Below are 13,354 nucleotides of genomic sequence, written 5' to 3' on the forward strand. Positions count from 1 at the left end.
CCTAACCTTGTGTCACAACAACCGAGACAAACCTGCGACAGATCACCCGAGACACGACACCGCGACGGCGGCGCGCCCGCCAACCCCGCGGGCCAGACGTTCTGGGCGGCCTCTGGCACCGGTGAGGTGACCTGGCGGGCCGAGCCCGGCAGCTGGACCGCGGTGGTGTTCAACGCGACCGGCGCACGGGGCGTCGACGCCAGGATCTCCGCGCAGGCCGAGGTGCCCGCGCTGCGGCCGTTGTCGACGGGCCTGCTCATCGGCGGCAGCCTGATGGCGTTGCTGGGCCTCGCGATGATGCTCGTCGCCGCCGTGACGGCCGGTCAGTCCCGGCGCAACGGCACGACCACCTCGGTGAGGTAGTCGCCGGGCGTCGCCGCGGTGTCCGGTCCCGTGAGGTACAGCTCTCGCGGCGGCCCCGCCTGCTGGTGGCCGTGTTCGCGAATCCACGCGAACACGGCCTCGTAGGCGGCGCCGATCTCGTCGTAGCGGCCGCGGTGGAACGTCGTCGCGACCGGCCCCTCCGGCAGCACGACGATGTCGATCACGTCGGTGCCGGCGGGTCTGCCGGAGATCGGCAGGTACAGGTCGAGGTCGACCTCCTCGCCGGGAGCCGGGCAGGACAGCTGCGGCGGTCCGGTGGGTGTCACGGCGGAGCGCGAGGCGAAGTCGTAGAGGTTCTGCAGCCCTTCCCCGACGGCGCTGGCGATGCGGGCCGCCGTTGTGTGCACCCGCTGGTGGCAGGTGACGGTGGAGGGGAACTCGGTGAGGGTCACGTCGTAGGTCATGTGCCTGAGGATCCGCAGTGGACGGGGTGCGGGGCAGAGTCCAACGGCTCGTGGTGACGGGGAAATCAGGAGATGACTGAAGATGCGTGCTTTCGACGTGATGTCCGCACCCGCGGTCACCGTGACGCCGTGGACGCCGATCGAGGAAGCGGCGGCAGTCGTCGCCGGGCGGGGTTTCGCGGCCCTGCCGGTGGTGTGCGACGGGGAGCTGGTGGGCGTGGTCTCCGGTGAGGACCTGTTGCGCGAACAGCTGCGCGCCCGCCGCACGGCGGTGCGTGTCATCGACGCGATGAACCCGGATGTGGTGGCCGTGGAGGCCGACATGCCGGTGGGCGAGGTCGCGAGGCAGCTGCTGGGCCACCACTACCGCTCGCTGCCCGTGGTGAGCGACGGTGAGCTCGTCGGTGTGGTGAGCCGGGGCGACCTGCTCCGTGCGCTCACGCCACGGGACGAGGTGACCGCGGCTCGGGTGAGCAAGTCGTTGTGCGACCACCTCGGTGCGCGGCCGTGGGACGTGGTGGTGCTGGGCAGGATGGCGTCCGTGCTGGGGCCGTTCGACAGCCATGACGAGGAGGTTTCCGCGGAGGCGTTGGCGATGTCGGTGCCGGGCGTGCGTTCCGTTGTGGTGCAGGCGTGTGCGCGGCCCGTCTGACGACCTGCGGAGGATGAACGGCGCATTTGTCCACGTGAGGTGAACAAATGCGCCGTTCATCGTCAGCTTCCCGGGAGGGCCGGGTCCGGTGTCGGTGTGCGATCAGAAGATGATCTCGCAGTCGGACAGCGACTCGAAGCGCGAGTCGCAGCGGTCCGCTCCGCCCGCGCCGCCGTCGCCCACGTCCAGGCCGGACGGGTCGGTCAGCGTGTCGTTGCCCGCGTCGCCGCTGACGATGTCGTTGCCGGCGCCGCCGTTGAGGTCGTCGACGCCGGGGCCGCCGGTGATGCGGTCGTTGCCGTTGTTTCCGTCGATCCGGTCGGCGCCGTTCTGGCCGTTGAGGGTGTCGGCGCCATCGCCGCCGCTCACCGAGTCCGCGCCCGGTCCGGCGTTGACCGTGTCGTCACCGGCGCCGCCCTCGATGATGTCGTTGCCCGCACCGCCGGCCAGGAGGTCGTTGCCCGCGCCGCCGTCGAGACGGTCCGGGCCCTCGCCACCCAGCAGGGTGTCGTTGCCCGTCTCGCCGTTGAGGGAGTCGGCGCCGCCATCACCGTCCGCCCAGTCGTTGCCCGCGCCGCCGAAGAACTCGTCGTTGCCGGGCCCCAGGCAGACGGTGTCGTCGCCGGCCATGCCGAACACCACGTCGTCGCCGCCGAGCGCGACGATGACGTCCCGTCCGCCGGTGCCGAACAGGACGTCGTTGCCGTTGGTCCCGACCTGCGTGGCCGGAAGGCCGTTGCAGACCTGCGGTTGCGCGGACGCCGTGGCCGTGGGCCACAGCACCATTCCCGCGGACAGCAGGAGCACGGGTACCACTGATCTTCGATAGTCACTCATGTCAGCAGTTTCTTGCCGTCGCGGCAGCCGCATAAGTGGCCAAATCCCGGCGGCTCAACGGGTGCGGCGCAGCCAGGTGCTCACGAGACTCGTGGCGAGCAGCACGGCACCCGCCACGAGGAGCAGCACGCCTCCGCCCACGGCACCATCGGTCAGATCCCACACCACTTCGGGCACCACGACGGTCGTGGCGACCACACCCGCCACGAGCAACACCGTCGAACGCACGGTCAGGTAGACGGCGAAACAGGCGACGGCGAGCCCCGCGGTCAGCGAGTAGGTCACCCAGGCGTTGCTGCCCAACGGTTGCTGGGCACCGAACAACGCCACCGCGGCGCCGACGGCCAGCGCGAGCGGAGCCGGCCGCAGAACGTCCACAAGGGACAGAAGTGCGCCGATCAGCCCGAGCACGAACAGCGCCACACCCACCACGAGCGGGATGTCGGCGGCGAACTCGGTGGACCACGCGATGACCGTGGCGAACGCCGCTGCCGCCAGCGCCAGGTACGCCAGTGCCGTGGGCACCAGCAGGTACGCCACAACCGCGACGACGAGACCCGTGGTCGCACCCACGACGAACTCGCGAGACGACACCGCCGTTCCCGCCGTGAACGCCGACGTCACCACGGCGAGCGAGAACAACGTGCTGACCACCCGCCTGCGCAGGCCCGCGACCGCGCGCACCGGCCCGCCCGCCACGACGACGGCCGCGACGACCAGCAGGACCGTCGCGGCCGCGAGCACCGCGACCCTGGTGAGCCGGGACATGTCCTCCCAGGACAGTCCCAGCAGCAACGCGGCCCCGCCGAGGACGAGACCGCCGCCGACGTACGCGGCCAGCTCGGTGATGAGATCGGCCACGCGCCTCGGCGCACCGGTGTCCTCGAGTGCCTGGCGGACCGCGCTCTCCTGGTCGGCCGACAGCACGCCCCGCGTGGTGAGGTCGTGCAGCGCCTGGTCCTGCCTCGCGGTCATCGCCATGGTCGTCACCCCTTCGCCCGCGTTTCCATTGTGGCCCGGCAGGACCAGGACGGCGACACTGATCGCGTCGTCACGGGTGCGGCTGGTTCGCCACCACCACCGCGCCGAACAACGCGGTGCCGTTGACCGTCAGCACCGGCGCGTCGTCCGGCAGCTCGTGGCCGCCGTTGCCGGTCTTGTCCTCGATGCCGCCCATGAACGGCAGACCGCCGACCGACACCCGCCACCCCTCCGGCACGAGCACGTCGACGCCGCCGAACAACGCGAAGGCGTCGATGTCCGCGTCGGTGTCGATGTGCGCCTCGCGCAGGTCGAGCGTCGCGCCGCCGAAGATGGCCGAGACATCGGCGTGCCGCAGGTGCTGGGAGCGCTCCCGCGTCGTCGCACCGCCGAACACGGCGACGGGCGTGCGGGAGTTGTGATGCCTGCGCAGCCCGACGAGCACGGCGATCCCGACACCGGCGAGCACGGTCGGCAGCAGCAGGTCCCCGCTCGTCCAGTCGAGGGTGCCGGCGAGCAGCACGAGCCCGAGCACGACGATGACGGCGGGCCCGAGCGAGATCCGGCGCTGCGCGGCCATCGCGATGAGCCCGAGCACCACCACGGCCGCCGGCCACCAGTCCGCGATGACGGGACCCGCGTCGAGCACGCCGGTCGCGTCGAGGATGCCGAACAGGCCGAGCGCGAGCAGCACGAGCCCCACCCACAACCGGACGGGTTTCACGGCCGGCCGCCCGTGTGCTCCTGGCGCTCGACCTCGATCGACCAGTCGCTCGCGAGCGCCGCGATGGCACCGATGGCCGTCACGACGGGCGCGGCGATCGCGGCCACGACCCCGGCGGTCACCGGGATCTCCATGACGGTGTGCCCCTTGTCGTTCCTGATGATCAGACGCCGGACGTTGCCCTCGTGGATCAGCTGCTTGACCTTCTCCGCGAACTCCTCGCCGCGGACACGGATCCTGTTTTCCTGTTCTACGGTCATGGTGTCGTCTCCCTTCCACCTCAACGATGTCGCTGTCGCCGCACGTGGGGCAGTGACCTTCGGTCTTGCCTGCCGGGCCGTCAGCCACTGCCGGGGACGGGGACGCTGAACCGGTCGACGACAGCGCGGAGATCGCCCGTCTCGCCGAGCACCTGGCGTTGCCGCGCCGCACCGCCTCCGCTCTTGCGCAGCCACGCGAGGCAGTGCTCGACGAACGCGAGATCGCCCACGTCGCGCAACGCGGGACGCACGTGCGCCACCAGGTCCTCGACCAGTTCCCAGCCCGTGCACGGACGGCCGGACGCGGCGTCGAGACACCGGCCGTCCAGTCCCGCCGCGGCGGCGCGGGCGCAGGCGATGCGCAGCACGACGTCCGGAGGCCCGTCCCTCGGCGTGATCACCAGCGCGGTGCTGACGAGCGCTCTGGTGAGCGCGGCCTGCAGCAGTGCCTCCTCGACGGTCGCCGCGACGTCGGCCACCCGCACCTCGACCGTCGGCGCGTGCCGCGACGGGCGGACGTAGAAGTAGACCATTCCGGGATCGGTGATGACCTCCGCGGAGATCAGCCGTGCGACGAGGTCGTCGTAGGCGGCGGCGCCGTGGAACCGCGGCGGCACGCCGCAGACCGGCCACCGCGACCAGATCGCGGTCCGCCAGCTCGCGTGCCCGGTGTCGCGGCCGTCGAAGAACGGCGAGTTCGCGCCCAGCACCAGCAGGGCGGGCAGCCACAGGCGGACGTGGTTGCTCGCGCGGATGGCGTGGTCGGCGTCGGGCACGCCGATGTGCACATGACAGCCGCACACGCCTTGGTCCTCGGCGAGCGCGCCGTACACCGCCGCCATGTTCTGGTAGCGCGGCTTCGCCGTGACCGGGGGAGGACCCGCCCTGCCCAACGGCGGCGTGCCGGACGCGACGAGCAGGGCTCCGTGCCCGCGCGCCGCCCCGGCCAGCGCGGTGCGGCCGCGGTCGAGCTCCCGGTGCAGCGACGCGAGGTCCGAGCACACCGGTGTCGCGAACTCCGCCTGCGTGGCGGCGAACTCGCGGTGGAAGTCCACATCGGACAGCTGCTCGACGATGGCGGCGCCTGCCGCCAGCGGCTGCCTGGTCACGGCGTCGGCGACGAGGTACTCCTCCTCGACGCCCATCGACAGGGCGGCGATCATGCGCTGGGCCTGGCGGACGAGGTGAGGTGACCGGTGAACCAGTAGCGCGCCATCCTCGCGACGGTGTCGAGCACGTCCGGGTGTTCGAACCGCCCGTTCGCGCCGTTCACCACCACGAGCCTGTGCTCGCACCGCAGCCGCGGAACCAGCCGCTCGTGCAGCGCCACGCCGTCGTCGTCGGCGCTGCCCACCACGAGCAACGTCGGAGAGGCCGCACCCGGCCCAGCCACGGCTCGGCGAGGTCGAGCCGCCCGGTGAGGCTCACCACGGCGCAGAAGCCGCTGCGCGGATCGGCGGCGGACCTGAGCGCGGCGGCGGCGCCGTGGCCGACGCCGAAGCACCCGACGGGCAGCGCCCGGTGGTTGGCCTCACCGCGGGCCCACCTCGTGACGGCGGTCAGCCGGTGGCCCAGCAGGTTGACGTCGACGACCGTGACGCGGTCGAGCTCCTCCTCGCGGGTGAGCAGCCCGGTGATCACGGTGGCGACGCCCGCGCGGTTGAGCTCCGCCGCCACGTGCCGGGTGCGCGAACTGTGCCCGGCGCTCGCACCGGCCTGCGCGAACACGACGCTCGCGACCGGGTGCTCCGGCACGGCGAGGTCGCCCGCCAGCCGCACCCTGCCCACGGGCACCTCGATCGAGCGTTGCCGCACCGCCAGACGTCCTGAGGGCGGCGGTCCGGCCCGGCGGCTGAGCAGCCGGATGACCTCGGCATCGCTGACCTGGCGGAAATCGTCGTAGTAGCGGCCGACCGCGTCCGGTTCCGGTGGTGCCGTCACCGTCACCACCTGGTCGGCGTCGAGCCGCAGCAGGCTCACGGCCTCCGGTGAGCAGACCGGCGTCGCGAAGAGGACGCGCGCGGCACCACGGGCGCGGGCGACCTGACACGCGGCCCGCGCCGTGGCGCCGGTGGCCACGCCGTCGTCCACGACGACCGCGGTGCGGCCCTTGAGCGGAATCGGAGGAGAGGTGCGGTAGCGGCGCAACCGGCGCAGGACCTCGCGGCGCTGCTCGTGCTCGGCGGTCGCCAGTTCCGCCTTGGTGACGCCGGACAGCCGCTGCACGCGCCGGTCGAGCACCCGCACACCGCCCTCACCGACGGCGCCGGTCGCCACCTCCGGCTGGAACGGCAGCCCGAGCTTGCGCACGACCACGATGTCCAGCGGAGCGCCCAGCGCGTCGGCCACCTCGGCGGCGACCGGCACACCACCGCGCGGCACCGCCAGCACGACCACGTCCTGACCGCGCAGCTCGCCGAGCCTCCCGGCGAGCAGACGTCCCGCCTGCGTGCGGTCGCTGAACCTCATGACGTCACCTCGTGCCGGCCGAGGGGAACGGCCCGCGCCAGTTCGAGCGCCCAGGCCACGTCCTGCGGCCCGACGAGGCCCTCGACGTGCCCGTCCCGCACCACCAGCACCACGCCGCGGCGCTGACCGAGCGGTGTCCTGCCGAGCACGTCGAGCAGAGGTTCGTCCGGTGCGGCCGTCGGCACGTCGGGCAGCGCCCGGCACGCGTCGGCGATCCTCGTGTTGAGCGGCTCGCGAACTCCGACGAGCTCGGCGAGGCTCACCACCCCCACCGCGGCGCCGTCGAACGCCACCACCGGGAACACCCTGCTGTGCGGCCCGGACGCGAGGTCGTGCAGGAACGCCTGCACCGTCCACCACCCCGGCGCGATCTGCGGATCGGGCACCATGACGTCCCGCACGAGCAAGGTGCCCAGCCGGTGCCGAGTCTCGCCGGCGGACTGCTCGGCGCTGCTGCTGACGGTGAGGTACACGCCCATCAGCACCAGCCAGAGACCGGTCAGCAGCCCGGCGAAGACCTGCATCAGCCCGAACGCGACGAGGAGCGTCCCGAACGCCCTGCCCGCGAAGGCGGCGGCCTTCGCGCCGCGCCGCTCGTCCCCGGTCCGCCACCACACCGCCGCCGCGAGCACCCTGCCGCCGTCCAGCGGTGCCGCAGGCACCAGGTTGAACACCGCCAGCACCCCGTTGGCGACCGCGAGCCACACCACGGGCGACACCACGACCGCGGGCGCGCCCCACGCCGCGAGGGCGGTGCCGGTGCCGAAGGCGAGAGCCCCGATCAGCGCGCTGGTACCGGGACCCGCGACGGAGATCAGGAACTCGATCCTCGGCGTGGCGGGCGACGACGACAGCTGCGACACCCCGCCCAGCAGCCACAGGTCGATGCGCCGCACACCGACACCGAGCCGGTTCGCGGTCAGCGCGTGCGCCAGCTCGTGGCACAGCAACGACGCCATGAACGCGAGCGCGGCGAGCACGCCCGCCGTCCAGTAGACGGCCGACGACTGCCCCGGCGCCTCCCGCGGCAGCACGGACACCGCGACGACCTGCCCGATCACGATCACCGCGACGAGCGTCGACCAGTGGGCGCCGACGGGAATCCCGCACACGCGCCCGAGCGGAATGGAACGCACACCCGTGTTCATGGTTCCAGCGTCGCGACAGGGGGCCGTGCCCGAGCAGAGACCGAGGTCCGCTCCGGACGCGGCAATGGTCCCTGAGCGTTGCCGCCTTCGGCATCTGCGTGACGCCGGTCACACAGAGCAGGCTTTCCTCAGTCGCCGAACAGGAAGGGGAGTGACATGACCACCAACGGCTACACAGCGCGGCACCGGGCCATGCTGCAGGCCATCGCGGACGGACGCGGCGAGCTGGTGTGGGGTCGGATCCCCAGCCTGACCGTCGACGGCCGGTGGTGTGACTTCACCGCCACCAACGAGTTGTTCGCGGGTGGACTGTTCCGGCCCGCGCGGGAGGCGGTTTTCGGGGCGTCGGCGCCGGCCGTGCTGACCACGAGCGGAGTTCAGGTGCTGAGTTCGTTCGCGACGGCCTGACGTGACACGCAGTCCGTTGTGGACGTCGTGGAGGAGATCACGCGCCGGCATCGCCGCGGCGAGGACCCTCCCTCACCCGCGTTGACGCAGAACGCCGCCGTCGGTGCGGTGTTCGCCGCGCGAGCAGGGCCGAAGGACTCGGCCGGTGCGGGCCGCCAGGCCGTGTGCACAGGGGCTTTCCGGTGCTGCACTCGATGCATGGAGCACCTCAGCCCCCTGGACGCCGCCTTCCTGGAGATCGAGGACGCCGACCCGCACGTGTCGCTCGCGATCGCCTCGGTGGCGGTCGTCGAAGGACCGGCGCCGAGCCACGACGAGTTCCTCGCGCTGATGCGGTCGAAGCTGCCGCTGCTGCCACGGGCGCGGCAGAGACTCGTGCGCGCCCCGCTGGACCTGAGCTCACCCGCGTGGCAGGACGACCCCGAGTTCGACCTCACCTACCACGTGCGCCGCACCGCCCTGCCCGCGCCGGGCGGCGACGCCGAGCTGTGCGCGCTGGTCGCGCGGATCATGGGACAACGCCTCGACCGCGACCGGCCGCTGTGGGAGTACTGGGTCGTGGAGGGCTTGGCCGGCGGACGCTGGGCCGTGCTGGCGAAGGTGCACCACTGCATGGCCGACGGTGTCAGCGGCACCATGCTCTACGACGTGATGTACGGCGACGCGCCCGCGCCTGACGAACCGGCGGACGACCGCGGCGAGAGCCTGCTCTCGTTGCTGGGCGGCGTTTTGAAGGCGCCGTGGGCCATCGCCGGAGGTCTGGTGTCGCTCGCCTGGTCGTTGTTGCCCGTGAACGCGACGTCCCTGCTGGGGCGCATCGGGACGCCCCGGCTCTACCGGGTGGTGCGGGCCTCGCTGCCCGAGGTGAAACAGGTCGCCCGCGCGTTCGGGGTCACGGTGAACGACGTCGTGCTGGCGGCCGTCACGTGCGCGTACCGCGAGGTGCTGCTGCAGCGGGGCGAACGGCCCACGCCGCACAGCGTCCGGACCATGGTGCCGGTGTCGGTGCGCGGCGACCGCAAGGTGGACAACCAGATCAGCCTGCGGCTCGCGTTCCTGCCCGTCGGCGCCCAGACCCCGGTCGAGGCGCTCTCGCTGGTGCACGGACAGTTCACGGCGCTCAAGGCGGGACACCAGAGCGAGTCCGGCAACGCGGTCGCCCAGCTGGCGAAGCACGAGCCGTTCGCCCCGCTCGCCTGGACCATCCGGCTGGGCGGGATGATGCCGCAGCGCAGCATCGTCACCGTCACCACGAACGTGCCGGGACCACGCGAACCGCTGAAGGTGCTCGGCCGCCGGATCGTCGAGATCCTGCCGTACGTCCCCATCGCCATCCGGATCAGGACCGGCATCGCCGTGCTGTCCTACGCCGACCGGCTGGCGATCGGGATCACCGCGGACCGCGACAGCACGCCCGACGTGGACGTCCTGTCGTCGGCCCTGCGCAAGGCGATCGCCGAACTCGTCACCGCGTCACGGCGAGACGTAGCCGCCACGCGCCGAGACTGAACAGCACGGCCGCGAACCCGAGCAGCACACCGAGGTGCGGCGCGACGGAGAGCAGATCCCCACCGCGCCGGGTGAGGGCCGCGAACCCGTCGTTGGCCCAGCCGTGCGGCGTCGCGAAGGCGACCGTGCGCAGCGCCGGGCTGAAGAACTCGAGTGGCACCATGCACCCGCCGAACGCGGCGAGCCCGAGCCCGAGCAGGATGCCGAAGCCGCCGGTCTGCTGCTGGGTGCGGCACAGGGCACCGAGCAGCAGACCCGCGCCGCCGGAGACGAGCGCGAACGCGACCAGCAACGCCGCCGCGCCGAGCGGGTCGCCCCACCGCACGCCGAACAGCAGCGCCGAGCCGGCGACCACGATCAGGCCCTGCAGCAACGCGATCGCGATCCGGCCGAGCGCCTCACCCGCGACGATCACCCTCGCCGGGGTGGGCGTGGCGAACATGCGCCGGGTGACGCCGAACGACCTCGTCTCGACGAGAGCGGCCGCCGTGGTGAGCGCGTTGAGGAACGTGAACACGATCAGCTGGTTCGACGCGCCGAGGTCGAAACCGGAAAAGCCTTCCGGGAACAACGCCTCGCCGGTGGTGGTGGCGCGCACCTCGACCGGTTCCACCCGCATCGAGTCCACAACGGACAGTGCGGTGTCCCGGTCGATGCCGGCGTGCGAGGCGACGAACTCACCGGCGGAGAGCCGGTTCGCCTCTCTGGTCAGCGCCGACGTCACGAGCATCCGCACCTGCTGCCCCGACCGGTCCGAGCGGGTGAGGAGCACCGGCGTGCCTGCGCGCACGAGCCCCGCGCTGATCTCGCCGTGTTCCACCGCCGCGCGCAACGCCGGTTCGTCCGCGAAGTCCCGCACCTGCACCGAAGCGTCCGAACGGAGCGCTCCCGCGTCGCCCACCACCCCGACCACGGGCTTCATCGAGCCGCCGAACGCGGCACCGATGATGAACACCAGCAGCAGCGGGAGCGCCACCAGGAAGAACAGCCCGGTGCGGTCGCGCAGCGCGCGGTGCACGTTGATCCACGCGATCGACAGGACCTTCACGGCCGCACCACCTTCCGGAACAACACCACGGCGACAGCACCGGTGACGACCGCGAACGCGGTCATGGCGGCGACGGACGGCAGCACGGCGGTGACGTCACCGCCCGCGAGGTCCGCGAGCCCGCGCAGGAACCAGTGGTGCGGCGCCAGCAGAGTGAGCTTCTCGAGCAGGCCACCCGCCTGCGCCACCGGGAAGAACGCCCCGCCCAGCGCACCGAGCACGATCGCCACGACAGCCTGCCATCCGCCCGCCTGGTCGGCGGTCTTCGCGATCGCCGCCACCACGGACATGGCGCCCGTGGCGGCCAGAACACCGGACAGGACGAGCAACGCCACACCGGCGGGATGGCCCCAGTGCGCGTTCATCAGCAGCGAGCTCGCCACGATCAGCACGGTCATGCTCAGCACGCCGACGACCACGCTGGTGATCAGCTTGCCCGCGAGGATCGACGACCGCCGCACCGGTGCGGCGAGCAGACGGGCGAGCGTCGCGGTGCGGCGCTCGTCCAGCAGTCCCGTCACGCCGGACTGCACCGCGAAGAACAGGAAGAAGACCGCCATCCCCGCCGCGTACTGGGTCTTCATGTCGAGTTCCTTGCGCGCGGCGGTGTCCTCGGCCACGACGACCTCCGGCAGCCCGGCAGCGGCCTCCGCGGCGAGTTCGGCCGGTGCCGTCGTCACTCCGGAGTGGACGGTCGCGGCGACGGCGAGGCGCACGGCCGCGAGCCGGTCGGTGTAGGTCTGTGCGAGCGACCTGGCGATCTGGGTGCCGGTCGGAGCGTCGACGTCGCCGACGACCTCGATCCGCGCGGCACGGCCCGCGAGGACGTCCTCGGTGAAACCGGCGGGCAGCAGGAACGCCGCGGTGGCAGCACCTTTCTCCACCTCGCCGCGGGCTTCCCGCGCGGAGGCGACGGATCGCACCTCGATCACGCCGGACGCGGCCGCACCGCGCAGCACGTCGTCGGTGAACGTCCTGGCGACCTGGCCGCGGTCGGCGTCGGCGACGACGTAGCGGAAGATCTCCCCGTCCCCGCCCAGGTTGCCGAGGATCAGCGTGAAGATGCCGGCGAGCCCCAGCGGCAGCACGACGGCCAGCAGGTACGCCGTCCGGTCACGGGCCCGCTCGCGCAGGTCGCGTGCGGCGATCAGCAGAGCGTGGCGCATCGTCACTCCCGCAGCGCTTTGCCGGTGAGGTGCAGGAAGACGGTTTCCAGGTTGGGCTCGGTCACCTCGACCGAGCGCACCACGGCGCCGTTGGTCGAGATCGCCGACAACACGACCGGCAGGCACTCCCGCGCGTCGTCCACCACGAGCTCCAGCCCGTGCCCGTGCGGGGCCAGCCCGCGCACCGCAGGAATCGCCCCGAGCACGGTGGCGGCGTGGCTGAGATCCCCGTCCAGCTGCAACGAGATCCGGTCCCGCTCACCGAGCCGCTCGACGAGCTCGCGGCGGGTGCCCTCGGCGATCAACCGGCCGGAGTCGATCACGCCGACCCGGTCGCACAACCGCTCGGCCTCCTCCATGTAATGCGTCGTGTAGAGAATCGCCATGCCCTCGGCGGCGAGCGCCCGCACGTTCTCCATGATCTGGTTGCGGCTCTGCGGGTCGACCCCGGCGGTGGGCTCGTCGAGCACCAGCAGCCGCGGCTCGTGCAGCAGCCCGATCGCCACGTTCAGCCGCCGTTTCATGCCGCCCGAGTACTCGCGGGCGAGGTCGCCCGCGCGGTCGGCCAGGCCGACCACCTCGAGCACCTCGTCGACCCGCCGGCGGCCGGCGCCGTACAGGCTCGCGAAGAACCGCAGGTTCTCCCGCCCGGTCAGGTCCGGGTAGAGCGCGAGCTCCTGCGGCACGTAGCCGACGAGACGTTTGGCGGCGACGGCGTCCGGTGACATCGGCACCCCGTCGACGACCACCTCGCCCGCGTCGCGTTCGAGCACGCCCGTGATCATCGAGATCGTGGTCGTCTTCCCCGCGCCGTTGGGACCGAGCAGGCCGTAGGTCTCTCCCTCGGCGATCGTGAACGACACGTCGTCCACGGCGAGAACGTCACCGAACCGACGTCTCAGGCCGGAGCATGAGAGGACCGTCATTGCGCGCTCCTTCCAGCGGAACGACGACGACCGGACAACGCGCGTGCCGCAGGCAGTAGCTCGTGACCGAGCTCATTACCAGCACGCCGGCCTTGCGGTAGCCGTGCCCGCCGACCACGAGGAGGCCCGCGTCGGCCGACCGTTCGACGAGCACGGGACCGGGCAGGCCGTGCGGCACCTCCTGATCGATGCGCACGCCCTCCGCCGCCGTGCCGAGCGCCTCGATCGCGGCGGCGAGCTCGTGGCGGTGGGTCTGGGTGAACGGACCGGCGCTGGACGTGACGTCGAGCTGACAGACCGACAGGGCGAGCACGGACGCGCTGGTGCGCTTGGCTTCCCCGACGGCCCACGCCAGCGCGGCCTTCGCGGCGGGTGATCCGTCGACGCCGACGACGATGCGGGACTGGGAGTTCATGATCGGCTCCTCGGATGGACGTG

Annotated in this window: 15 protein-coding genes and 1 pseudogene; 4 read left to right on the top strand and 12 right to left on the bottom strand. The window is 72.2% G+C overall.

The genetic code is table 11. The features are described from left to right. Nucleotides 1–363: pseudogene (locus IEZ09_RS23990) on the top strand (hypothetical protein); the annotation flags it as partial. On the opposite strand, the gene IEZ09_RS23995 reads toward IEZ09_RS23990, so the two are convergent. After that, complete coding sequence (locus IEZ09_RS23995; RefSeq protein WP_189256001.1) at nucleotides 324–788, bottom strand: GyrI-like domain-containing protein; 465 nt, start codon at nucleotides 786–788, stop codon at nucleotides 324–326. The pseudogene IEZ09_RS23990 and the gene IEZ09_RS23995 overlap by 40 nt on opposite strands. A gap of 82 nt (nucleotides 789–870) precedes the next feature. Between IEZ09_RS23995 and IEZ09_RS24000 the strand changes: the two genes are divergently transcribed. Beyond that, nucleotides 871–1,440 carry a CBS domain-containing protein gene (locus IEZ09_RS24000; RefSeq protein WP_189256002.1) on the top strand — a complete coding sequence of 190 codons (570 nt, stop codon included), beginning with the start codon at nucleotides 871–873 and terminating at the stop codon, nucleotides 1,438–1,440. Nucleotides 1,441–1,542: 102 nt separating this feature from the next. On the opposite strand, the gene IEZ09_RS24005 is transcribed toward IEZ09_RS24000, so the two are convergent. From IEZ09_RS24005 to IEZ09_RS24035, 7 genes are all read right to left on the bottom strand, one after another. Further along, nucleotides 1,543–2,277: a calcium-binding protein gene (locus IEZ09_RS24005; RefSeq protein WP_189256003.1), complete on the bottom strand. Its 735-nt coding sequence runs from the start codon at nucleotides 2,275–2,277 to the stop codon at nucleotides 1,543–1,545. 54 nt (nucleotides 2,278–2,331) lie between these two features. After that, entirely contained in the window at nucleotides 2,332–3,258 is a 927-nt protein-coding gene (locus IEZ09_RS24010) for a DUF2157 domain-containing protein (RefSeq protein ID WP_189256004.1), read from the bottom strand. A 70-nt stretch (nucleotides 3,259–3,328) separates the two neighbouring features. Continuing rightward, nucleotides 3,329–3,982: a LiaF transmembrane domain-containing protein gene (locus IEZ09_RS24015; RefSeq protein WP_189256005.1), complete on the bottom strand. Its 654-nt coding sequence runs from the start codon at nucleotides 3,980–3,982 to the stop codon at nucleotides 3,329–3,331. Beyond that, nucleotides 3,979–4,242, bottom strand: a complete 264-nt coding sequence (locus tag IEZ09_RS24020; RefSeq protein ID WP_189256006.1) for a DUF4342 domain-containing protein — start codon at nucleotides 4,240–4,242, stop codon at nucleotides 3,979–3,981. Before IEZ09_RS24020 ends, IEZ09_RS24015 begins: the two co-directional genes overlap by 4 nt. 80 nt (nucleotides 4,243–4,322) lie before the next feature. Then, a complete protein-coding gene (locus IEZ09_RS24025; protein ID WP_189256007.1) occupies nucleotides 4,323–5,405 on the bottom strand; it encodes a carboxylate-amine ligase in 1,083 nt (360 codons plus the stop codon). Between the two features lie 106 nt (nucleotides 5,406–5,511). After that, nucleotides 5,512–6,711 carry a phosphoribosyltransferase family protein gene (locus tag IEZ09_RS24030; protein ID WP_229812888.1) on the bottom strand — a complete coding sequence of 400 codons (1,200 nt, stop codon included), beginning with the start codon at nucleotides 6,709–6,711 and terminating at the stop codon, nucleotides 5,512–5,514. Then, nucleotides 6,708–7,859 carry a site-2 protease family protein gene (locus tag IEZ09_RS24035; RefSeq protein ID WP_189256008.1) on the bottom strand — a complete coding sequence of 384 codons (1,152 nt, stop codon included), beginning with the start codon at nucleotides 7,857–7,859 and terminating at the stop codon, nucleotides 6,708–6,710. Before IEZ09_RS24035 ends, IEZ09_RS24030 begins: the two co-directional genes overlap by 4 nt. A 156-nt stretch (nucleotides 7,860–8,015) precedes the next feature. On the opposite strand from IEZ09_RS24035, the gene IEZ09_RS24040 reads away from it, so the two are divergent. Both IEZ09_RS24040 and IEZ09_RS24045 read left to right on the top strand, forming a co-directional pair. Beyond that, on the top strand, nucleotides 8,016–8,267 hold the full coding sequence (locus IEZ09_RS24040) for a hypothetical protein (RefSeq protein WP_189256009.1): 252 nt from the start codon (nucleotides 8,016–8,018) through the stop codon (nucleotides 8,265–8,267). 18 nt (nucleotides 8,268–8,285) lie between these two features. Next, nucleotides 8,286–9,776, top strand: coding sequence for a wax ester/triacylglycerol synthase family O-acyltransferase (locus tag IEZ09_RS24045; protein WP_229812889.1), 1,491 nt, complete (start codon nucleotides 8,286–8,288; stop codon nucleotides 9,774–9,776). Here the strand turns inward: IEZ09_RS24045 and IEZ09_RS24050 are convergent. Genes IEZ09_RS24050 through IEZ09_RS24065 form a run of 4 tightly spaced genes read right to left on the bottom strand, consistent with a single transcriptional unit; the run spans nucleotide 9,733 to nucleotide 13,331 of the window. After that, complete coding sequence (locus IEZ09_RS24050) at nucleotides 9,733–10,824, bottom strand: ABC transporter permease (RefSeq protein WP_189256010.1); 1,092 nt, start codon at nucleotides 10,822–10,824, stop codon at nucleotides 9,733–9,735. The genes IEZ09_RS24045 and IEZ09_RS24050 overlap by 44 nt on opposite strands. Further along, nucleotides 10,821–11,990, bottom strand: a complete 1,170-nt coding sequence (locus IEZ09_RS24055) for an ABC transporter permease (RefSeq protein ID WP_189256011.1) — start codon at nucleotides 11,988–11,990, stop codon at nucleotides 10,821–10,823. The genes IEZ09_RS24050 and IEZ09_RS24055 overlap by 4 nt, the downstream gene beginning before the upstream one ends. Before the next feature lie 2 nt (nucleotides 11,991–11,992). Then, complete coding sequence (locus IEZ09_RS24060; RefSeq protein WP_189256012.1) at nucleotides 11,993–12,916, bottom strand: ABC transporter ATP-binding protein; 924 nt, start codon at nucleotides 12,914–12,916, stop codon at nucleotides 11,993–11,995. Further along, nucleotides 12,873–13,331 carry a universal stress protein gene (locus IEZ09_RS24065; protein WP_189256013.1) on the bottom strand — a complete coding sequence of 153 codons (459 nt, stop codon included), beginning with the start codon at nucleotides 13,329–13,331 and terminating at the stop codon, nucleotides 12,873–12,875. Before IEZ09_RS24065 ends, IEZ09_RS24060 begins: the two co-directional genes overlap by 44 nt. Between the last annotated feature and the right edge of the window lie 23 nt (nucleotides 13,332–13,354).

This window comes from Lentzea flava (assembly GCF_014648475.1).
Lineage (GTDB): Bacteria > Actinomycetota > Actinomycetes > Mycobacteriales > Pseudonocardiaceae > Lentzea > Lentzea flava.